The following is an 18,669-nucleotide window of genomic DNA, read 5'->3' as shown; positions in this document are numbered from 1 at the left end:
GAGACGCACGAAATGGCACTCATTTACTTGGTCGAGGATGACGAGCAGTTGCGGGAATACGCGACGCTCATTCTTTCCCTGCACGATCATGTTGTGAGATCCTTCGCAGGCGGTGCGGAGGTGTTGTTGGCATGCGACTCGATCCTGCCCGACCTCGTCCTGTGCGATGTGAGACTCCCGGGGCTCTCGGGGTTTCAGATTCTTGAGCGATTCCGCCTCCTTGAGGCGGCGCGGCACATTCCCTTCATCTTCATCAGCGCTCATGTCGAGCGCGAGCAGATACGCAAGGGAATGAATCTCGGAGCCGACGACTACCTGACGAAGCCTTTTACCGAAAGTGAGCTGGTCGACGTGGTGCGTACGCGGCTCGCTCTCCATGACAAAAGGCGCCGGTCTATCGAGACTCACCTCGCCGAGATGAATGCCCGGGCGCTACGTTGTCTATCCCATGAGATTCGAACGCCGCTCAACGGTGTGATGGGCGGGCTGGAGCTCATGCAGATGGACAAGCCCGACGCTGCACCGGAGGAACTCGGTATTGTCGCTACGTCTGCCGTTCGCCTCGAGCGCACCCTGCTGCGGTATCTTTCCTTCATGGAGGCAGCCAGCGATTCTCTCCCGCTACGGTCTCAGGAACTCGTCGATGTCGATACGCTCGTAGCTGAGGTCGCCTCCCGCATCGCAGAATCCTGCTCGCGCCTCGGCGACCTCGTGGTGCATGCTGGCTGCAAGCTGCACACCTTTTACGCTCGCGAACTATCCCAGGCGGTGGAGGAACTCGTGGACAATGCCTTTCAATTTTCCGCTGAGGGTAGTGAGGTGCAGGTCATTGCCTCCGCCAGCCATCAAATCCTTTCCATCGAGGTGAGAGACCTGGGCATCGGAATGAGCGATGATGATTTCGCCGCCATCGCCCCCTTTCGCCGTTTTGTAAACTCCTACAGCGACGACATGGCGATGGGCGTGGGCCTCAGCATTGCCCGCAAGCTCGTCTCCAAAATGCAGGGAGAACTCACCCTCTCCCGCCGGAACCCGCACGGAGTGGCGGCACGCATCGAGTTACCCGCCTTTCCCCTAGGCATTCCGTCATGAAATCTCTTTCCCTCCTTCTCGTCGAGGATCAGGTCATGTTCCTGGATCTCCTCCAGTCCATGCTGAAGACCATTCGCGCGATCGACCGAGTAGGCACGGCCTGCACGCTCGGCGATGCTCGGGACCTCTGTGTGACCCACGACTACGATCTCATTATTTCCGATTACATGCTGCCCGACGGCAGCGCTCACGATCTGATCCGTGACGTGCACCGGCTGAAACCTGATCAGGATTTCATTATCCTCTCGGCGCTCCCGGTACCGGAGGGCATCTCCGAGAACGGTTCGCCCAGAGTCTATTGGATCGACAAAAACAACACCTTTCATTCCCTCAAGGACCGGATCGATTCGCTTTTTGGTTCGCGAGTCAAGGGTGACGACCTGCCGGTTTCCCGTCTCACCGGGCGGGAACGCGAGGTTCTCCAGCTTATCGGAGGAGGTTTTACCAGCAAGGAGATCGCTGGACGTCTCGCTCTGTCCGTCCAGACCATCGAGACCCATCGCAAATCCATCGCCAAGAAGCTCGGCATGTCCGGTGCCGAGCTCGTGAGCTACGGCACGATATTCTTTCGCAGCTGATCATGAATGAAGACACCACGCATCCCCCGCACATCCCTACGGAACCCGGCGATGCGCCGCCATCCCCGCGTACCTTCGTGCAGGAGTTTGAAAAACGCCACGGCCCCGGTCGCTGGCGCACCGTCGCCCGCGAACTGGTCGTCTCCTCCATCTGCTGCAATGTCATCGAATCCTATCGCACCGGCCAGGGCATGATTCTTCGCACCGCCTTTGACTGGCGATCCATCACCGAACCCGTCGACATCATCGTCCGCGCCGTCGCCGACACCCACGGCCTCTCCGACTACGACACCGACTCCGTCCACGACTACCTCACCCGCCTCCAGGCCGAACCGCCAGTTACGTCTGCTATCCCAGCGTCAAAGACCCAGCGGAAGTGAGGCGCGGCAACCTTGTCTTTGCCCAGATGTCGCCGCTAAACTTTCGGCTCATGATCCGGCGGGCTGTTTACCTTGTGATGGGCGCGACGAGTTGCCTCATCGGAGCCGCCATCATTCTCTGGGTGCTGTACAATCACCTCATCCACCGCCTGCCGGAGTTTCGCCCCGCGCCGCTTATCGGGGCATTTGGCATCGGCCCCGTTCTCTGCATCGTCGGTGTCCAGTGGATCAGGAAAGCCCTGACATAATCGAATGGTGAGTAAAGTATGTGAATCACACGTTCTTTTTCTGACGATTCATATAAGCTCCCCCCTCGAATGACACCACAGGAGAAAAAACGCCTCTCTTTGCTTAAGGATCGTCGAAATTGCTTCGGGCAAAACGACAAGGCCTCGCGCAAGGGCATCCGCTTCCGCAAGCGCTGGCTGAATCGCTGCTATCGCAAAAGCGAACATCAGGCCCTCCGGTCGGCGGATGTCGACGCCATGGAACAGGACCTCCTGGGCATCAAGCGCAAGCAATGGCGGAAAATGCCCGACATCCCGTTGGGCCGCGTGATTCAGGGTAACCGCGCAAGCGATCTGAAATGGCGCTTTTGCCAGGAGTCTGCCAGGAACCCCGATCTTCTCGATGGCCTTCAGGCCTTTCTCCTCGCCCAAGGTGTTCAGGGCGGACAGCTTTCCGCCACGATGAAATGCGCCCGTGAAATGGTCTTCGATTTCTCCAGTTCAGACGGGAAACTCGACAGCGGCGCCGCTTTCGGGATCGCGGAGTTTCTCCGCCACCACCGACAGCGCTAGGTTGGGTTGACGTGCGCCAAGCTAATAAGGGTCGCCGTGTATTCCCGGCTCATTTCGCGTGAGGTTCGTTGGCGTCGGGCGACTCAGGATATAGGAAACCAGCAGAGAGATCGCAACTCCATACAGAGCGCTCGACGAGGCAACGGTGAGGAACAGGAGTTGAATGCTCAAGGGTTTGATGCCGAACAGAAGGGGAATAAGCAAGGTCGGCGCTAATGTGATCCCGATGATTTCAGCCATCCCCGGGCCGTGGTAAAACGGTCCGCCCGCTCCCGAGCCGGTTAACGATCCAATGAGTACGAACCAAGCGACGACGACAAAGATCGCGAAATGGAGCACCGCGATTCCGGTCGCCAGCAGGGGGCGAAACTTTCTCCGTGGCGGCGGTTTCATTAGCCTTCGGAATTCAATGCGGAAACTCCCCGGGCAATCCCGTCCCTCAGCCCCAGCGAAAGCCGCCAGTCGGCCAGATAGTCGAGCGCCACGAGTTGATATCCTGCCACGATCAGCCAAAAGACGAACTGATAGCCCGTCTTCTTCACCTTGTGCCGGAAGCGATGCTGCGCCGCGAACGACCCCGGCCAGCCCCCGATCAGCTCAAAGAAGTGAAGGAAGTTTTCCGGAGTCCGCCACTGGCGGTCCTTTGCCTGCCGCTTGTCCGAGGCGCAGAAAATAAACGCCAGCACCGACACCACGACAAAATACCCCAGCAGCCCATAGCCCGGCACATGCTGCGAAAGCTTGATCGCCGCCAGCCCCGGCAACCCCATCAACACACACAGCATCAGCCCCGCCACCAGCCACGAAAGCGTCGGCCGTTCCGGTCGCCTCGGTCCTTTCTGGCCGGAGCGCAGCGGCTTGCGATTCCTCGTGAACCGCGGAGGGACAGCGCGAGACGCGACCGCGCGGGGCGTCGCGACTCGAGGCGCGACCGCGCGGGGAACCAGTGCTCGCGGTTTCGGATCAGCCATTACTGCCCGCCCTTCCGGGGAAAACTCGCCACCAGTGCCTTCACCTCCTCGCGCGGCAGATTGTGGGAAATCGTAAACTCCCGCCCGAACGATGTTGCCTCCAGCGAGGGCGCACACACGACCCGGCCATTGATCACGATGGCGATCTGCTTCTGGTACCAATCCTTGACCACTTCATCGAATTTCTTCTCCCCCGCCTCCGTCAGCCACAGCTTCAGCATCCCATCGGGTAGAATCTCCGCCCGCTCAAAATCCGCATCCGCCACGATCGGCGTCATTTCGACGTGCAACAAGAAGGTCTTCCCGCTGAACTCGTAACTCATCTCCCGCGTAGAGGAGCTTCGCTCCTTCAGCACCTTGGCAAACACCACCGATGGCTCCGCCGCCCGCACTTCGGCGAAAGCCGCGATCAATACCACGAGGGCGAGGAGAGGGGATTTCATGGCTAAGGAATGGTCGAAGCCTATGCCAGAAAACCCCGCCTTTGTCACTTAGTCCCGCAATCCCTTGCCCGCGAGGATCTGGTCCCGGCACTTCTCGATCCGCGCCGTCCGTGTGGCCGATTGTTTCGCCCCGGCGAAATACAGCAGGTATCCGCGCTGCCGCCCGGGCGTGAGCGCCGCGAAAGCCTCCTTTAAAGCAGGTTCCTTCTTCATCATCGCAGTCAGTTCCTCCGGCACCGCAAAATCAGCCGTCTCCTTGTACCGCACCTGCGTCCCAGCCTTCTCCACTGCGATGGCCTCGCACAGATAAGCCTTCAGCAAATCCGCCTTCTCCGCGATCTCCCGCGCACTCATAAACCGCGCCTGCCGCGCCGCCTGCGTATTCTCTCCCGGCCGCACCAATATTCCCGCAACATCCTTCAGCAGCGCTCCCTTGCAAAACAGCAGCGCACAATACCCCTTAAATCCCTGAATGATCGCCACATTGCTCCCCGCAAAGGAGTAACACGGCTTTCCCCACTTCAGTTCTTCCGTCAATCCCCAACCCAGCGCAATCTCCCGCAAAGCCTCTGTCTCCTCACGCCACGACTTCGCTTGGGCAATGTATAAGTCGACCTTGCGGTTCATTGTGTCCTTTTTCGACACGGAGCTATTGGCGATTGCTTAAGCGTAAGCACTCACTTCCCCGCCAGCAGCGCCTTGGCATGCGCCCTCGCGGAGTCCGACTGGCCGCCGAGCATGCGCGCCAGCTCCTGCTCGCGTTTGGCTCCGGTGGCCTGGTCGAGGAGGGTGCGGGTGCGGCCGCTTTCGACTTCCTTGGTGACGATGAAGTGCTCCGCCGCGCGGGCCGCGACCTGCGGGAGGTGGGTGATGCAGAGGACCTGGCGGGCGGCGCCGAGTTCCTTCATCTTCAGGCCGACCTTGGCGGCGATTTCTCCGCCGACGTTGGCGTCGATTTCGTCAAAGACCAGCACCGGCACGTCGTCCTGATCAGCCAACGCGCCCTTGAGCGCGAGCATCACGCGGGAAATTTCGCCGCTGGAGGCGATGGCGCGGAGCGGACGCGCGGGCTCGCCGGGGTTGGGGGAGAATTGAAACTCCGCCTGCTCGCAGCCGTGCGGGCCGGGGTCGGCGAGCTTTTCCAGGGCGATGGAAAATTCCGCCTTCGCAAACCCGAGATCCTTTAGCCCCGTCTTCACCTTGTCGCCGAGCTTCTTCGCGCTGGCGGTGCGTTTCGTCGTGAGCTTGTGGCCGAGGTCGAGCATGGCGCGCTCGGCGGCGGCGATGTCGGCGTCGAGCGTGTCGCGGCGTTCCGCGCGGCCCGTGAGTTCCTCCAGCCGGGCGGCGGCCTGCGCGGCAAAGTCCAGCACCGCCTCAACCGTGTGGCCGTACTTGCGTTTCAGGGTCTGGAGCACGTCGAGCCGGGACTCGATCTCGTCGAGATTAGCCGGGCCGTCCTCCAGCGAGGCGGAGTAGGTGGCGATGGCGCGGGCGAGGGAATCCGCCGCCGTGAAGACCTCGTCGCACGAGCGGGCGATCTCTTCCGAACCGGGATCGAGGCGCGATAGCTCCCGCGCGAGGCGCGAAAGCTCGCCGAGCCGCGAGGTGAGGGAATCGTCCGATTCGTTCACGCCGGCCTCGAGCTGGGTGCAAATCTCGCCGATGCGCTGGGAGTTCGCCGCCGCCTTCTGGCGCGAGAGAAGCGTTTCCTCCTCGCCGGGCGCGAGCTGCGCCTGGTCGATCTCGGCGACTTGATGGGAAAGCAGGTCTATCTCGCGGGCGAGGGCCTGCTCGCCCTGGAGAATGGCGTCCTTTTCCTCGCGGAGCTTGAGGAGCTGGCGTCGGGCGAGGGTGAACTCCTCCCGCAGCGCCGTGCTCCCGGCGAAGCTGTCGAGCAGCCGCGTCTGCTGGTCGCGGGAGAAAAGGCTCTGGTGGTCGTGCGGCCCGTGCAGGTCGACGAGCAGGTCGCCCAGCGCGCGCAGGAGGGCGAGCGTGCAGGGCGAGCCGTTGACGAATTGCTTCCCCGCGCCCTCGGCGGGCACCGTGCGCTTCACGATCAAGCGACCTTCCTCGACGGGTTCCGCGCCGTGGTCCTCCAGCGCGGTGGCGAGGCGCGGGTCGGTGGCGTTTTCAAAGACCGCCTCGACCGTGGCGGCATCGGCACCGGTGCGAATCACCCCCTTGTCCGCGCGGTCCCCCAGGAGCAGGGTTAGCGCGCCGAGGATCACGGATTTTCCCGCGCCGGTCTCGCCCGTGATGGCGATGAAGCCCGGTGAAGGTTCCCAGGTGAGATCCTCGACGAGCGCGAGATTGCGGATGCGCAGGGAGGCGAGCGTTGCGGACATGGGCGGACTATGGCATGAAAGGCGGCGAATGCGGGAGTTGGAAATTCTATTTCTTGGCACGGGGACGTCGCACGGGGTGCCGGTCATCGGATGCGAGTGCGCCGTGTGCCGGTCCGACGACCCCAGGGACCAGCGCCTCCGCAGCAGCATCCAGCTCCGCACCCCCGAGATGGTTATTCAGGTCGACACCCCGCCGGATTTCCGCACCCAATGCCTCCGCGAGGGCCTGCGCCACATCGACGCCGTGGTCTACACCCACTCGCATACCGACCACGTCCTCGGTTTCGACGATCTGCGGCGGTTCTGCGAGATCGAGGATAAAAACATGCCCATCTACGGGTCGCAGCGCACTATCGACGATCTGCGCCGCATCTTTGCCTACGCCTTCAGCGAGGAATACCGCTACCGCAACTATATCCGCCCCGAGCCCACCATCGTCGACGGCCCGTTCCGCCTCGGCGAAACGGAGATCGTGCCCGTCGATCTGCCCCATGGCCGAATGACAACGACCGGGCTCGTCTTCAGCCGGGGAGGTGAGCGGAAACTCGCCTACTTCACCGACTGCGCCGAGGTGCCCGATGCCGCCATCGAAGCCGCCCGGGGCGCGGAGATCCTTGTCCTCGATGCCCTCCGCTACGCCGACCACCCGACCCACATGACCGTCGACGAGGCGCTCGCCGTGGCCGGGCGCGTGCAGCCGGGCAGTACGTACTTTACCCACATGTGCCATGAGCTGGGCCATGCCGAGACGGAGAAAAACCTCCCTCCCGGCGTCCGCCTCGCCTACGACGGACTCCGACTCACTTTATGATTAAGCTCAAGTGCTGGGCCTTCCTGCTCCTCTGCGTCGCCGCCTTCACCGCGCGCGCCGCCTCCCCCGAGGAAACCGCCGCCACCCTGGTGGTGTACAATTCCTCCGACCCCACCTCCACCTCGCTGGCTCAATACTATGCCAAGCAGCGCCAGATCCCGGCGGCCAACCTCATTGGCCTTCCATGCGCGCTCACCGAGGAGATTTCCCGCGACGAATACAACACCACCATCGCCGGTCCGTTGCGGCAGAAACTCCTGGCCGGCGGCTTTTGGCAGATGAGCGGCGGCACGGTCACCGCGACAAAGGTACGCTTCGTCGCCGTCATTCGCGGCGTTCCGCTGAAAATCCGGCCCATCCCGCGCCCGGCACCGTCCGTGGTGCCCGGAGCCACCCCGGCTCCTGTGCCTCCCGTCCCGCCGCTCGAGCGCGACGAGGCATCGGTCGATAGCGAACTGGCCTGTCTCGGTCTGCCCATTCCAACACCCGCCGGGCCGATCAAGAACCCCTATGCCGACAAGGTCACGCCCATCCTCGACTCCTTTGTCGATCCCGGCATCCTCCTCGTCTGCCGCCTCGACGCTCCTTCCGAGACAGCCGTCCGATCCATGATCGATGGAGCTCTCGCGGCGGAAAAAACCGGCCTTTGGGGTTGGGCCTACCTCGACTCGCGCGGCATCACCAGCGGCCCATATCTCGAAGGCGACCAGTGGCTCAACATCGCCGCCAATAACCTCCGCGGTCGCGGCGTACCCGTCCTCTGGGACAAGGCTCCGGAGACCCTGCCCGCGGGCTATCCCGTCACCGACGCCGCCTATTATCTCGGCTGGTACGATGGCGACGTCAGCGGCCCGTTCCGCGAACTCGACTTCCGCTTCCTCCCCGGCGCTGTCGCCGTTCACCTGCACTCCTTCAGTGCCTCGACTCTGCGCAACGTTTCCGCAGGATGGTGCGGCCCGATTCTCGAACGCGGCGCTGCGGCTACCGTCGGGAATGTTTATGAGCCCTACCTCACGCTCACTTCTCACCTTGATGTTCTTACGGCTCGTCTCCTCGATGGCTATACCTTTGCCGAGGCCGCCTACTCGTCCCTTGTCGCCCTCTCGTGGATGAATGTCTCGCTCGGTGATCCTCTCTACCGCCCCTATGCCGCGTGGAAGGACCCGGTCGTCAGTGGATCAGCCAATATCTGGCAGAAATACCGCCAGGCCGTCCTCGGTGCGAGTGGCAGCGTCATTGCTGCCGCCCCTGATCTCGAGCGCGCCGCCGCCTCCACGGGCAGCAGTATGTTTCTGGAATCCCTTGGCGCAGCCCAGGCCGACGGTGGGGATTTGCCCGGTTCGCTCAAGAGCGTGAACGATGCGCTCGCGATGAGGAATCCGCCGCTCATCACCTACCGCCTTCAGCTGGAAAAGTTTGGCCTCCTCGGCGCAACCGGCAAGCGCGACCAAGCCAAATCCCTCCTGGAAAACATGCTCGCCACCAACCAGCCTCCGGCGCAGAAGCTCCTCCTCCTGCAGTTGCAAAACCGCTTCTTCCCCGTGACCACGCCCGGGCCCACCCGATGATGGATCGCTACGGCCAGCTGCGCGCCGCCGCCCGCTGCCGCGAGACGCCCGATCTCCCGCCCACCGCGACGGAGTTGGAATTGCAGGCCCGCTTCCACCGAGGCGACCTCGGCACCGCCTGGACGTCCCGCGACGGTCGCCGCATCGAGCTACTGCACTCCGGCCACTGGAACCGCGAACCCGGCCCGGATTTCCGCGACGCCCGTCTCCTCGTTGACGGAGCCGAGGTGCGCGGCGACATCGAGATCGATCTCGCCGACCGCGACTGGGAGGCCCATGGCCATGGCGCAAATCCCGCCTTTCGCTCCGTCGTTCTGCACGGGTATTTCCAGGAGAGCGCCCGCCGCGTCTTCACCCGCGATTGCGACCATCGCGAGGTGCCACAGGTCCGGCTTTCCGCCGATCCGGCCGCGCCCGATTCCCGTCCGCTCACCCCGGCCCCGCCGCTCGACGAATCCCGCGCCATCGAGCTCGTCGAGTCCGCCGCCCGCCATCGCCTGCATCGCAAGGCCGCTGCCTTTCGCACCGCCGCGCGCCTCACTGATCGCGACGATGCGCTCTTTCAGGCTCTCGCCACCGGCCTCGGCTACCGGAATAACAAGATCCCCTTCCTCCTCATCGCCCAGCGCTCCGCGCTCGCCCGCTGCCGCGCCGAGGGAGGCGAGGCGCTGCTCTTCGGCCTCGCGGGCTTTCTCGACGCCGAGACATTCGATGAAGGGACCGACGATGTCCGTGCCTACCTCGCCCCGCTCTGGGAGGAGTGGTGGCGCATCCGTGCCCGCGAGGAACGCCTCATCCTACCCGCCGCCGCGTGGCGGCTCGCCGGTATCCGCCCGGCCAATCACCCCCACCGCCGCCTCGGCGCCCTGGCCGCCATCATCGCGCGCTTCAGCGAGATCACCCGCGCGCTGGATGCCGGGGATTGCGGAGCCTTCATCGCCATCCTGCAAACCCTCCGCCATCGCTACTGGACCGCGCACTGGAATCTTGCCACCTTCCGCCTCGCGGGCGACATCGCCCTCGTCGGCGAGGACCGCGCCACCGACCTCGCGATCAATGCCTTCATACCCGCCATTCCCGACGAGGAGACTGCCTGGCAAAAACTCGCCTCTCTCCCCGGTCCCGCCCCCAGCGGCAAACTCCGCCAGGCCGCCGAATGGCTCAGCGGCGGCAGCCTGAAGCCCTACCGCACCGCCGCCCGCCAGCAGGGCCTCCTCCAGACCTACGACGACTTCTTTCCCGACCCGCCCGAGGCCATCTACGAGCGCTTCCGCAGGGTGGGGTGACTTGATGCAAAGCGGAGTTCATGGGACTCTTGGCTTACCGTCCGGGGGCTCTCCCAGAGAAATCTGGTGAAGAATCCCCGGTCTTTTTTGCCCCCGCCCCTGCCGTCAGAGCTGTCAGGTTGGAACTCCGCCTCGGGTTGCAACCCGCCGTTCGCCCTCGTAAGCTCCCGTCATGGCCGCCTTGCCCGAGGTAATTCACAACACCGCGGAGTCTCGCTTTGAGATGACCGTCGACGGGCATTTGAGCGTGGCCGAGTACGACCTGCGCGCCGGGCGCATGGTATTCACTCATACCTTCGTGCCGCCGGAGCTGCGGGGCAGGGGAATCGCCGAGCACCTCGTGCTGGCGGGCTTTCGCCATGCGCGCGAGCACGGCTGCCGCATCGTGCCGCAATGCAGCTACGTCGCCGTGCTCCTCACGCGGAGGCCCGAGTTCCAGGACCTCGCCGCCTGATCCCCCATGTCGGCTGTGCGCAAGATCATCCATCTCGACATGGACTGCTTTTACGCGGCGGTCGAGATGCGCGAACGCCCCGAGCTCGCCGGCCAGCCCATCGCCGTCGGCGGCGGACGCCCGCGCGGCGTCGTCACCACGTGCAACTACGAGGCCCGCGCCTACGGCGTGCGCTCCGCCATGCCCGGCTTCAAGGCCCGCGAGCTTTGCCCCCACCTCGTCTTCCTCCCCGTGCGCTTCGACCTCTACCGTGAGGCTTCCGCCCGCGTCCGCGAGATCCTCCTCTCCTACACCCCGCTCGTCGAGCCCCTCTCGCTCGACGAAGCCTACCTCGACGTCACCGCCCTCGGCCGTTACGCCTGGGACATCGCCAAGGAAATCCGAGCCCGCATCTTTGAAACCACCCGCCTCACCGGCAGCGCGGGTATCGCGCCCAACAAGATGCTCGCCAAGATCGCCAGCGACTGGCGCAAGCCCAACGGCCAGTTTGCCATCACCCCCGATCAAATCGACGCCTTCATGCGCGGCCTCCCCGTGCGCAAGGTCTGGGGTATCGGGCCGAAGAGCGCCGAACGCTTCGCCGCCGCCGGCATCCACACCTGCGGCGACCTGCAAAAAATCCCCCTCCACGAGCTCGCCCTCCGCCATGGAAAATGGGGCGAGGAACTGTATTCCCTCTGCCGCGGCCGGGACGACCGCGACGTCGTCCCCAACCGCATTCGCAAAAGCCTCAGCAACGAACGCACCTACGCCGAAAACCTCGCCACCCTCGCGGCCTGCCAGAACGCCATGGCCGAGCTCTACGACGAGCTCATGGAGGAACTCCGCACCAAGGCCTCCGAGCGCCCCGTCCGCAAGGCCTTCATCAAAATCAAATTCCACGACTTCACCCGCATCACCCGCGAATGCCTCTGCGACCGCCCCGACATCGACACTTTCCGCCGCCTCCTCACCCAGGGCTTTGAATCCTCCCCCCGCCCCGTCCGCCTCCTAGGCACCGGAGTCCGCTTCGCCGACGAACGCCACATCGAGGAAGAGCACGACCCGCAGGAACTGCTGGATTTTGGCGTATGATTACCCCCGGTACGTTCGAATCCCTTGCCATAGATATCGCTATTTTCCTCAGCCTCCGATCATGTATGCCGAGGGTCATAAGCTCTCGCATCTTCGATGCCTGCTTCATGCATGAGGGTCATTCGGTAGCGACGCAGGAAATCAACCGGGATATCTGCGCTGATGGGGAGCGCGGCGCACCGAGGGCGAATGGATGGGCTTCATCTCCCGGGCTTTTGGGTGGAACCAGCGAAGTCCGTTTGCGATGCATTCCAGACGGAATGAAGCTCGGTGTCCGTCCAGAAGGTCTGCCTCGTGTCCGTCCGCTTTCGCAGTTCGGCGACCGTGCTGGATGTAATCAACTCGTCGCTCGTGCTCCACTGCCGCCTGAGGAAGTTCAGGACACTGGCGATCTCCTCGTCGGAAAGGACTGTTCGCCAGGCGGGCATGAGTCCGTTGTATGTATGCCCTTTTACTTGAAGGGGTCCGCACAATCCATCCAGGAGGATCGCGATCAAAGGTTCATTGCTCCCAGTCAGCCGCTCAGAGTCCCGTAAAGGCGGACACGATCGCAAGGGCGATACGCCGTTCTGCCCATGGCAGGTGGCGCACTTTTCCATGTAGATGGCGGCCCCGCGAATCACTTCCACGCCTCTCTGCGGGCGCTGTTTGCAGCAGGGAAAAGTTATGACCACCATGGCCGCCAGCCCGATCGTCCGCAGGAAACTCACGATGACTGCTGGAGATGGCGGATGTCTCGCACGATATCATCCGTGTCCCTGAGCTTTCGAAGGTCGTACATGACCCGCAGGCGCCCCTCCCGATCAATGAGGTAGGTATAGGTCGAATGATCCATCGTATAGTCGTCCGGCCTGCCGGGAAGTGGGAGGCGGCGATAATACGCGCCGTAATCCCTGGCCGCGGTCTCGATTTCCTCGGGAGTGCCTGTCAGTCCCAGAAATTTCTCGTCAAAGAACGGCATGTACTCCGTGAGCTTGGCCGGAGTGTCGCGTTGCGGGTCCACTGTGACAAAGAGCACCTGGACCTTTTCCCGTTCTTCCGGTCGGAGGGTGCGATTGATCATGGCGAGGTCTGCCAGGGAGGTCGGGCAGATGTTCGGGCAAGTCGTGAATCCGAACTCCAGCAAGACAACCTTGCCTCGGAAATCGCTCAACTTCACTGGGTGACCATTTTGCCCGGTAAGGTGAAAGTCCGGCAACGCCTTGTTCTCGGAGTAGGAGGTCCCGTGAAACTGATAAGGCGTCATCGCCGCCCACTGCCGCCAGAGAAAGAGCAGCGCGCAGGCGAGGAGGATCAGGCTGCCGCAGACGATCCACGCGACGCGGCTCTTGCGGGGAGGGGAAGTCTCGCTCATCGGGCTGGCTGCTGCCTGGACACTGGAAGGGTGATTTCCAATCGGCTGGCTCCCGGTTCGATATTCAGGATTAAGGTTACCTTGTCTCCTTCGTTAAGGCGCTTTTTCAATCCCATGAGCATCAGGTGATCTCCGCCTGGCTCCAAGACCAGCTGACCTTTGGCAGGGATGGTGAGCTCCTTGACAAACTCCATGCCCATGACGGTCTGTCCGTTCACTTTTTTCTCGGTGGTAATCATCGGGCCGACCGATTCCGCCACCGTTGCAGTTGCTCCGGTCACTCGCACGGCGGATGCGCCGGGGTTTTTGATCGTCAGATATGCTGCGGTATTGACATAACCCGGAGGCACGGCGCGCACCCACCCGCCCTCTATCGTCACGGCAGGATCAGCCATCAGAGGGGCTGATGCGGTGAGGAAGATGGAACAAACGAGAAGAAATGATTTTGCCGGGTGAAAACTTTGCATGAATTCATTGTAGATCACGCTCTGAACGAGGAACACGCAAGACCCGCCGGGTGCGACATATTGCCACACCCATCGAATCGCCTCATGGATTCTGGATCGGTGGTAATTTATTCTGCTGAATAGCGTCTGCGCACAAGTCGACAAAGGGTTTGTGCATTTCATTCAACAAAGCGACGACGTCGGGATCGGCGGTCTTGGGATCACCTCCACCTGGGAAGGGGGGATGAGGATCGTATTGCGCTAAAAGCTCCATTCCTTTTGCGTAAAAGTCACCCCGGTAGTGTTGCACCAGACGGAGGGCAAAGTCGAACCCCGCCGTGACGCCTGCTCCGGTGATACGGTTGCGGTCAATTACAACTCTCTCGTCTGTCGGAATCGCCCCAACCAAGGGCAGTAACTCCCGTGTTTGCCAATGGCTGGTCGCCTTGTATCCATGGAGAAGACCGGCTGCTCCCAGGAGCAGGGAGCCCGTGCAAACACTTCCGGCCATTTCCGCCGCTCCTCCGACCTTGCGGAGGAATTGTAATGTTTCACGATCCGCCATGGCGTCCAGTGTCCCCGATGTGCCACCGGGCACCACCAGCAAAGTGGGGGCGGTCGGGCAGTTGCGAAACGTGAAATGAGGGACGACCTGATACCCCGTCTCGCATGTGACGGGTTTTCCATCTTTGGACACCAGTCGTACCTTGGCTCCCATCATCCCGGACAGAATATATTCTGGCCCGAGAGCATCGATGGCGGTGAAACCGGGGTAGATAAGTATCAGTATGGTCTCCTCTCCGAGTTTGATCTGCGGATATTGAGAGGGGACGGGTTCCGGTTGGGGGTTCTCCACCTTGGGACCAGAAGCTTGACCACAGGCAGAAAGAACAAGCCCTCCTCCGAGAAGCGTCAGGAGATCGAAAAATTTGCGACGGGTTACCGGATTGATTTCCTTCATCTGTAAATATCCGCTGTAAATGTGGACGACGTTTCCGTCATGGCTCTTTCCCGCCTCAGGCAGCTAGTAGTAATAGTTCCCCATGACATGCCTGATTTGCACGTCGGCTCCGCCAAACTTGATTTGACTCCGCGGTACCCATTCGGCTGATCCGTCCGACCAGCCGCGATAGAACCCCTCGACTTCCGTCTCCTTGAAAACAAAGTCCGGGTAGGCAAAGACCGTATCATAGTGAAAGCATTCGTACCGGCGAGCTTCGGAAGTATTGAACTCCGCCAGCAAGGTCGACCACAGCACTCCCCGGCGGAGATTCTTCCGATCTGCGGCATGTTCCGGGTGAGTGATTGTACCCAGTCCCATCTTGACCATGGGCGACTCGTCCAGTCTGCCTACATAGACATATCCGGTATAGAGCCCACCTCCGACAGTCCTTCCTTCCGCCTTTCCGGAATCTCTCGCCAGGGGATCATTGATCCAACCCGGCTGCTTCCGCCGTTTGGGCCAGGCCGTCACAGGTCCCGAAGGTATCGGCATATTGCAATACTCCGCCACGATAGAGAGCCTGTCGGTCGAGATGCTGCTCGGCACCCATGTATCCATGGGCGGGAACTCCCCTTTATCCGCCAGGTACAACATATCCGCCTGCACAAAGGTGCGCAGATTGCTCAAGCTGCCCACTTTCTTGGCCTTTCTCACTCCCTTGATCACATTGGGAAGAGCCAGGGCCGCCATCGCCACGATGATGCCGATGGTCACGACAAGCTCGATCATGGTGAAGGCGAGGCCTCTTTGATTGCAGTGCCTCCCTGGCAGCGATCGCCGGAGCAGAGTCATGAGGAAGGCCTATGCCCTCCGCCTCATGCGCCGAAAGCACCATGCCGTCAATGCGCCCACCCCGAGCAGAGCCCAGGTGGAGGGTTCCGGAACGACGGTGGCGGCGAGATTGAATGTCCCAATGTTGGTTCCATTCGAGGCAAAGCCATCCCAGTAGGACACACCCTCGGCCACCAGGACATCGCCAGCAATGTTTAGCTGGCTGGTCAGACTGTCAAAGGTGATCGTGACATTGGCCAGATCTGCAAAGAGGAAGGGATTAAAGCCCGCCGCATAGCTCGCAAGAACCAGACCGGACTTTCCATCGACAGCCCGTTCCGAAACGTAACGGAGAGCAAAGTCTCCGTTGATAAGGCTGCCCGTACTGTTATACGGGTCCCAGCGTGTCATGTTGGTAAAGCCGATCTGCTCACCGGCATTGTTCACATAAAACATGCTATAGACGGCAGAGGCGCTCCAGTCCGATAGGAAGTTCGCTTTACTGAAGTCAGCCGTGGAAAACTCCAGATTTGTCGTCTGAAGCGATCTCCCGCTCACTGGCGTAGGCGTGTAGCCGTTGGGCCGGATCGGATCATTGAGGACAACGTAGTCCACTCCGCCAATACTGGTAGTGGTGTAGCCGACATTTCCCGGGTTCACCTGGACCCCATTGGTATTATCCCAGGCCGTGATGTAGCTATAGGAAACGGTATCGTCGAAATACGCATCAAAGGCGTAAAGACCTGCCACCGTGGGATTGTTTTGCTTGAGTGTGAATGTCGCAGATCCCCCGGAAAGGGTCGCCGCAGAGACCTGCGCAATCCCGGCTGCCGCAAACCCGCCGGCCACCATGAGATGGCGCGCATTCAACCATGAAGCCGCAATCATTTTTCTCCACGGGCTCAAGCCCGCAATGAGCAAGGCAAACAGTATTCTTTGTTTCATAATGCAATAAGTATTTGGCTTTCCAAGCTGGGTCATAGGCCTCAATCGATCACGCACCATGACTCCGTGAGTTCTTTGCGGATAAGGTAATTCCTATCACCTGATCGGAAATCGATACGCGACGGGTTCTAGGCGACAGACAGTCGCTCCTTCAAGCAGCATGAGCCCTGTGCGACACTTTGCCGCACCTTTTGGATGCACTGCCTGGTGACACATCGCTAAGAAACCGATACCCCTCCAGATGTGGCCTGCGGGTTCACGACAGTTCTCTATATACTCTCACCGCAAAGGGCGGCGTGGAAACATGCCGCCCTTTGTTACAAGTGGCCCGGGTGCGGCAAATTGCCGCATCTCGGAGTTGTTTTCGCGCTGTCTGGTGGGATGATGCCATCATGTTCGAAATGACATCCAGCATCGCCTCCATCGCGCCCGGCCTCCGGTGGCTGATCCGGCTGCGATGGCTTTCCCTGGCGGGGCAATGTCTGCTGTTCGCCACCAGCGCGTATTTTCTCCACATCGCGCTGCCTCTTGCCGTGGTGCTGCCGTGCCTGGCTATCACTGCGGGGAGCAATCTTTTCGTCACCCTGCGAGGGGACAAGCTGCGCGAGACGGAATGTTGTGCCGCGCTGCTCCTGCTCGACACGTTGACGCTTTCGGTGATTCTTTACTCGCTGGGCGGGCCTCACAATCCCTTCACCGCGTTCTACCTCCTGCATGTCACCATCGCAGCAGTCCTCCTGCCTGCGCTGTGGACCTGGATCGGAGTTGTCCTTTGCTCGATTTGCTACGCGCTCCTGTTTTTGTCCCCCTATGAGATTAAAAGCGGCCTTGGCATCAGTTGCTGCGGCAGCTTTGACTTTCACCTTCAGGGCATGCTGCTAGCCATGATTCTGGTCGGCATCTGCATTGCCTTCTTCGTTGGGCAGCTCAAGTCGGCGCTGGCCCTGCGCGAGGTGCAACTTCAGGAAGCCATGCTGCTCGGGGTGAGGAATGAAAAGTTCGCCGGCCTCGCCACTCTCGCCGCAGGCGTAGCCCATGAGCTGGCCACCCCGCTCAACACCATAGCCGTCATCAGCTCCGATCTCGAAAAGCAGGCCTGCGATCAGTGTGAAAGCAGCGGATGTCTCCATGACGCAAAGCTCATTCGCTCCGAGGTCGACCGCTGCCGCGCCATTCTGGAAAATCTTGCGGAGAACACGACGGACAAAATCGGGGAAAATCCGCAATCTTTCATGCTGGGCGACATCCCGGCTCGACTGAAGGAGTTTCTCAGTCCCGCCAATTATTCCCGCATCTCCGCCGAGATCACGGAACCCAGGCTTACGGTCTTTGTCCCATCAACGACTCTCTTGCAGGCGCTTGCCGTCCTGGTGAAAAATGCCTGTGAGGCCGATGAGTCTGGCCGTCCCGTGATCCTGCGTATCGAGACCGACAGGGAGCGTGTCCTTGCCACGGTGCAGGATTGCGGTCCCGGTATGACTCCCGACGTCGCTGCGCACGCGGGCGAGCCGTTTTTTACGACCAAGGACCCTGGCAAGGGCATGGGGCTGGGCCTTTTTCTCGTACGCATGTTCACCGAGCGTATGAAGGGACGCCTCCGGATCGAGTCGGACCCTGGTCGGGGAACCCGCGTTTTCATGGAGTTCCCGCTTACCGCCTGATCTGCTATCCATGAGAATCGCGCTGATCGATGATGACGAAGTTTTTCGCGAGACCCTCGCTCGCTCGCTGCGCCGTCGCAATCATGAGGTGATCGCTGCGGATGGCGAGCACTCGGTGGAGGATTGCCGGGCTTTTCATCCCGACGCCATCCTCCTCGATCTCAAGATGCCGGGTCATACCGGCCTTTCCCTGATCCCCCGCCTGAAGGAGGCCGTTCCGTCAGCAAAGATCGTCATGCTCACCGGCTATGGAAGTATCGCCACTGCGATGGAGGCGGTGAAGCTGGGTTGCGCGGACTACCTGCTGAAACCTGCCGACAGCGACCAGATCGAGGCCGCGCTGGAGGGGCGACCAAAATCCACGGAGGTCGATGTGCCGACGCTCGATCGGGTGGAATGGGAGCACCTGCAGCGCATCCTTGCCGACTGTGGCAACAACATCAGCCAGGCTGCCAGATTGCTCGGCATCGACCGGCGCTCGCTCCAGCGTAAACTCGCGAAATATCCTCCCGCCCGCTGATCCGCCTCCGTATTGGAGAGCCAAAGCCTTCGAACCTGGTGGCGCTCGGCTGGCGATAATGGCTCCTTCCCGGAAACTCCGGAATTCGCGAGGTTTGCGCTTCAAGGGTCCGAGCAGTTCCTCGGCGTATCATGAGCACCCTGCAACTGAAAGCAGCCACCGGTTGC

23 protein-coding genes are annotated in these 18,669 nt (G+C 61.5%); 12 read left to right on the top strand and 11 right to left on the bottom strand.

The features are described 5' to 3' along the window. The first annotated feature begins 12 nt into the window (after window positions 1-12). The 5 genes from TSACC_RS14755 to TSACC_RS14735 all read left to right on the top strand — a co-directional run bounded on the left by TSACC_RS14755 (window position 13) and on the right by TSACC_RS14735 (window position 2,850). Window positions 13-1,092, top strand: a complete 1,080-nt coding sequence (locus TSACC_RS14755; RefSeq protein WP_075080004.1) for a hybrid sensor histidine kinase/response regulator — start codon at window positions 13-15, stop codon at window positions 1,090-1,092. After that, window positions 1,089-1,670, top strand: a complete 582-nt coding sequence (locus TSACC_RS14750) for a response regulator transcription factor (protein WP_075080003.1) — start codon at window positions 1,089-1,091, stop codon at window positions 1,668-1,670. The genes TSACC_RS14755 and TSACC_RS14750 overlap by 4 nt, the downstream gene beginning before the upstream one ends. A 2-nt stretch (window positions 1,671-1,672) precedes the next feature. Further along, a complete protein-coding gene (locus TSACC_RS14745; RefSeq protein ID WP_075080002.1) occupies window positions 1,673-2,050 on the top strand; it encodes a hypothetical protein in 378 nt (125 codons plus the stop codon). Further along, window positions 2,047-2,298 (top strand): hypothetical protein, encoded by a 252-nt coding sequence (locus TSACC_RS14740; protein WP_153811450.1) that lies wholly within the window; start codon window positions 2,047-2,049, stop codon window positions 2,296-2,298. The genes TSACC_RS14745 and TSACC_RS14740 overlap by 4 nt, the downstream gene beginning before the upstream one ends. Window positions 2,299-2,397: 99 nt before the next feature. After that, a complete protein-coding gene (locus tag TSACC_RS14735) occupies window positions 2,398-2,850 on the top strand; it encodes a hypothetical protein (protein WP_075080000.1) in 453 nt (150 codons plus the stop codon). Between the two features lie 21 nt (window positions 2,851-2,871). Here TSACC_RS14735 and TSACC_RS14730 read toward each other — a convergent pair whose 3' ends face one another. The 5 genes from TSACC_RS14730 to recN are packed head-to-tail and all read right to left on the bottom strand — an operon-like array spanning window position 2,872 to window position 6,609. Continuing rightward, a complete protein-coding gene (locus tag TSACC_RS14730; protein WP_075079999.1) occupies window positions 2,872-3,243 on the bottom strand; it encodes a hypothetical protein in 372 nt (123 codons plus the stop codon). Next, window positions 3,243-3,821, bottom strand: coding sequence for a DUF1294 domain-containing protein (locus TSACC_RS14725; RefSeq protein WP_075079998.1), 579 nt, complete (start codon window positions 3,819-3,821; stop codon window positions 3,243-3,245). Before TSACC_RS14725 ends, TSACC_RS14730 begins: the two co-directional genes overlap by 1 nt. After that, window positions 3,821-4,264, bottom strand: a complete 444-nt coding sequence (locus TSACC_RS14720; protein WP_075079997.1) for a SecDF P1 head subdomain-containing protein — start codon at window positions 4,262-4,264, stop codon at window positions 3,821-3,823. Before TSACC_RS14720 ends, TSACC_RS14725 begins: the two co-directional genes overlap by 1 nt. A 48-nt stretch (window positions 4,265-4,312) precedes the next feature. Then, complete coding sequence (locus TSACC_RS14715; protein ID WP_075079996.1) at window positions 4,313-4,891, bottom strand: YdeI/OmpD-associated family protein; 579 nt, start codon at window positions 4,889-4,891, stop codon at window positions 4,313-4,315. A 50-nt stretch (window positions 4,892-4,941) separates the two neighbouring features. Beyond that, the gene (gene recN, locus TSACC_RS14710) at window positions 4,942-6,609 is read right to left on the bottom strand and encodes a DNA repair protein RecN (protein WP_075079995.1); all 1,668 of its coding nucleotides are present in this window, start codon (window positions 6,607-6,609) and stop codon (window positions 4,942-4,944) included. A 28-nt stretch (window positions 6,610-6,637) separates the two neighbouring features. On the opposite strand from recN, the gene TSACC_RS14705 reads away from it, so the two are divergent. The 5 genes from TSACC_RS14705 (at window position 6,638) to dinB (ending at window position 11,802) form a co-directional block, all read left to right on the top strand. Continuing rightward, window positions 6,638-7,420, top strand: coding sequence for an MBL fold metallo-hydrolase (locus tag TSACC_RS14705; RefSeq protein ID WP_084400498.1), 783 nt, complete (start codon window positions 6,638-6,640; stop codon window positions 7,418-7,420). Further along, complete coding sequence (locus tag TSACC_RS14700; RefSeq protein WP_075079994.1) at window positions 7,417-8,988, top strand: TIGR03790 family protein; 1,572 nt, start codon at window positions 7,417-7,419, stop codon at window positions 8,986-8,988. The genes TSACC_RS14705 and TSACC_RS14700 overlap by 4 nt, the downstream gene beginning before the upstream one ends. After that, window positions 8,985-10,274, top strand: a complete 1,290-nt coding sequence (locus TSACC_RS14695; RefSeq protein ID WP_075079993.1) for a DUF2851 family protein — start codon at window positions 8,985-8,987, stop codon at window positions 10,272-10,274. The genes TSACC_RS14700 and TSACC_RS14695 overlap by 4 nt, the downstream gene beginning before the upstream one ends. A gap of 172 nt (window positions 10,275-10,446) precedes the next feature. After that, complete coding sequence (locus TSACC_RS14690; protein ID WP_075079992.1) at window positions 10,447-10,728, top strand: GNAT family N-acetyltransferase; 282 nt, start codon at window positions 10,447-10,449, stop codon at window positions 10,726-10,728. A 6-nt stretch (window positions 10,729-10,734) separates the two neighbouring features. Then, entirely contained in the window at window positions 10,735-11,802 is a 1,068-nt protein-coding gene (dinB, locus tag TSACC_RS14685) for a DNA polymerase IV (RefSeq protein WP_075079991.1), read from the top strand. 200 nt (window positions 11,803-12,002) lie between these two features. On the opposite strand, the gene TSACC_RS14680 is transcribed toward dinB, so the two are convergent. The 6 genes from TSACC_RS14680 to TSACC_RS14655 all read right to left on the bottom strand — a co-directional run bounded on the left by TSACC_RS14680 (window position 12,003) and on the right by TSACC_RS14655 (window position 16,321). Beyond that, complete coding sequence (locus TSACC_RS14680) at window positions 12,003-12,512, bottom strand: c-type cytochrome (RefSeq protein ID WP_075079990.1); 510 nt, start codon at window positions 12,510-12,512, stop codon at window positions 12,003-12,005. Continuing rightward, window positions 12,509-13,156, bottom strand: coding sequence for an SCO family protein (locus tag TSACC_RS14675; RefSeq protein ID WP_075079989.1), 648 nt, complete (start codon window positions 13,154-13,156; stop codon window positions 12,509-12,511). The genes TSACC_RS14680 and TSACC_RS14675 overlap by 4 nt, the downstream gene beginning before the upstream one ends. Then, a complete protein-coding gene (locus TSACC_RS22145) occupies window positions 13,153-13,551 on the bottom strand; it encodes a copper chaperone PCu(A)C (protein ID WP_075080764.1) in 399 nt (132 codons plus the stop codon). Before TSACC_RS22145 ends, TSACC_RS14675 begins: the two co-directional genes overlap by 4 nt. A gap of 154 nt (window positions 13,552-13,705) precedes the next feature. Continuing rightward, on the bottom strand, window positions 13,706-14,563 hold the full coding sequence (locus TSACC_RS14665) for a DJ-1/PfpI family protein (protein WP_075079988.1): 858 nt from the start codon (window positions 14,561-14,563) through the stop codon (window positions 13,706-13,708). A gap of 63 nt (window positions 14,564-14,626) precedes the next feature. Further along, window positions 14,627-15,334: a type II secretion system protein gene (locus TSACC_RS14660; RefSeq protein WP_075079987.1), complete on the bottom strand. Its 708-nt coding sequence runs from the start codon at window positions 15,332-15,334 to the stop codon at window positions 14,627-14,629. A gap of 72 nt (window positions 15,335-15,406) precedes the next feature. Then, a complete protein-coding gene (locus TSACC_RS14655) occupies window positions 15,407-16,321 on the bottom strand; it encodes a PEP-CTERM sorting domain-containing protein (RefSeq protein WP_169809654.1) in 915 nt (304 codons plus the stop codon). A gap of 401 nt (window positions 16,322-16,722) precedes the next feature. Here TSACC_RS14655 and TSACC_RS14650 point away from each other — a divergent pair, with 401 nt between their 5' ends. Continuing rightward, window positions 16,723-17,982, top strand: coding sequence for a sensor histidine kinase (locus tag TSACC_RS14650; protein ID WP_169809653.1), 1,260 nt, complete (start codon window positions 16,723-16,725; stop codon window positions 17,980-17,982). A gap of 10 nt (window positions 17,983-17,992) precedes the next feature. After that, window positions 17,993-18,502, top strand: coding sequence for a response regulator transcription factor (locus TSACC_RS14645; protein WP_075079984.1), 510 nt, complete (start codon window positions 17,993-17,995; stop codon window positions 18,500-18,502). The last annotated feature ends 167 nt before the right edge of the window (window positions 18,503-18,669 follow it).

This window comes from Terrimicrobium sacchariphilum, assembly GCF_001613545.1.
In the GTDB taxonomy this organism is placed as follows: Bacteria; Verrucomicrobiota; Verrucomicrobiia; order Chthoniobacterales; family Terrimicrobiaceae; genus Terrimicrobium; species Terrimicrobium sacchariphilum.
The sequence above is the reverse complement of the archived record's forward strand: the minus strand, read 5'-3'. Positions and strand labels throughout refer to the sequence as shown.

Excerpts from the sequence above, each read along its gene's own strand:
- TSACC_RS14755 (WP_075080004.1), top strand. The coding sequence starts at position 13 with ATGGCACTCATTTACTTGGTCGAGGATGACGAGCAGTTGCGGGAATAC.
- TSACC_RS14750 (WP_075080003.1), top strand. The coding sequence starts at position 1,089 with ATGAAATCTCTTTCCCTCCTTCTCGTCGAGGATCAGGTCATGTTCCTG.
- TSACC_RS14745 (WP_075080002.1), top strand. The coding sequence starts at position 1,673 with ATGAATGAAGACACCACGCATCCCCCGCACATCCCTACGGAACCCGGC.
- TSACC_RS14730 (WP_075079999.1), bottom strand. The coding sequence starts at position 3,243 with ATGAAACCGCCGCCACGGAGAAAGTTTCGCCCCCTGCTGGCGACCGGA.
- TSACC_RS14725 (WP_075079998.1), bottom strand. The coding sequence starts at position 3,821 with ATGGCTGATCCGAAACCGCGAGCACTGGTTCCCCGCGCGGTCGCGCCT.
- TSACC_RS14720 (WP_075079997.1), bottom strand. The coding sequence starts at position 4,264 with ATGAAATCCCCTCTCCTCGCCCTCGTGGTATTGATCGCGGCTTTCGCC.
- TSACC_RS14715 (WP_075079996.1), bottom strand. The coding sequence starts at position 4,891 with ATGAACCGCAAGGTCGACTTATACATTGCCCAAGCGAAGTCGTGGCGT.
- recN (WP_075079995.1), bottom strand. The coding sequence starts at position 6,609 with ATGTCCGCAACGCTCGCCTCCCTGCGCATCCGCAATCTCGCGCTCGTC.
- TSACC_RS14705 (WP_084400498.1), top strand. The coding sequence starts at position 6,638 with ATGCGGGAGTTGGAAATTCTATTTCTTGGCACGGGGACGTCGCACGGG.
- TSACC_RS14700 (WP_075079994.1), top strand. The coding sequence starts at position 7,417 with ATGATTAAGCTCAAGTGCTGGGCCTTCCTGCTCCTCTGCGTCGCCGCC.
- TSACC_RS14695 (WP_075079993.1), top strand. The coding sequence starts at position 8,985 with ATGATGGATCGCTACGGCCAGCTGCGCGCCGCCGCCCGCTGCCGCGAG.
- TSACC_RS14690 (WP_075079992.1), top strand. The coding sequence starts at position 10,447 with ATGGCCGCCTTGCCCGAGGTAATTCACAACACCGCGGAGTCTCGCTTT.
- dinB (WP_075079991.1), top strand. The coding sequence starts at position 10,735 with ATGTCGGCTGTGCGCAAGATCATCCATCTCGACATGGACTGCTTTTAC.
- TSACC_RS14675 (WP_075079989.1), bottom strand. The coding sequence starts at position 13,156 with ATGAGCGAGACTTCCCCTCCCCGCAAGAGCCGCGTCGCGTGGATCGTC.
- TSACC_RS22145 (WP_075080764.1), bottom strand. The coding sequence starts at position 13,551 with ATGGCTGATCCTGCCGTGACGATAGAGGGCGGGTGGGTGCGCGCCGTG.
- TSACC_RS14665 (WP_075079988.1), bottom strand. The coding sequence starts at position 14,563 with ATGAAGGAAATCAATCCGGTAACCCGTCGCAAATTTTTCGATCTCCTG.
- TSACC_RS14660 (WP_075079987.1), bottom strand. The coding sequence starts at position 15,334 with ATGATCGAGCTTGTCGTGACCATCGGCATCATCGTGGCGATGGCGGCC.
- TSACC_RS14655 (WP_169809654.1), bottom strand. The coding sequence starts at position 16,321 with ATGAAACAAAGAATACTGTTTGCCTTGCTCATTGCGGGCTTGAGCCCG.
- TSACC_RS14650 (WP_169809653.1), top strand. The coding sequence starts at position 16,723 with ATGACATCCAGCATCGCCTCCATCGCGCCCGGCCTCCGGTGGCTGATC.
- TSACC_RS14645 (WP_075079984.1), top strand. The coding sequence starts at position 17,993 with ATGAGAATCGCGCTGATCGATGATGACGAAGTTTTTCGCGAGACCCTC.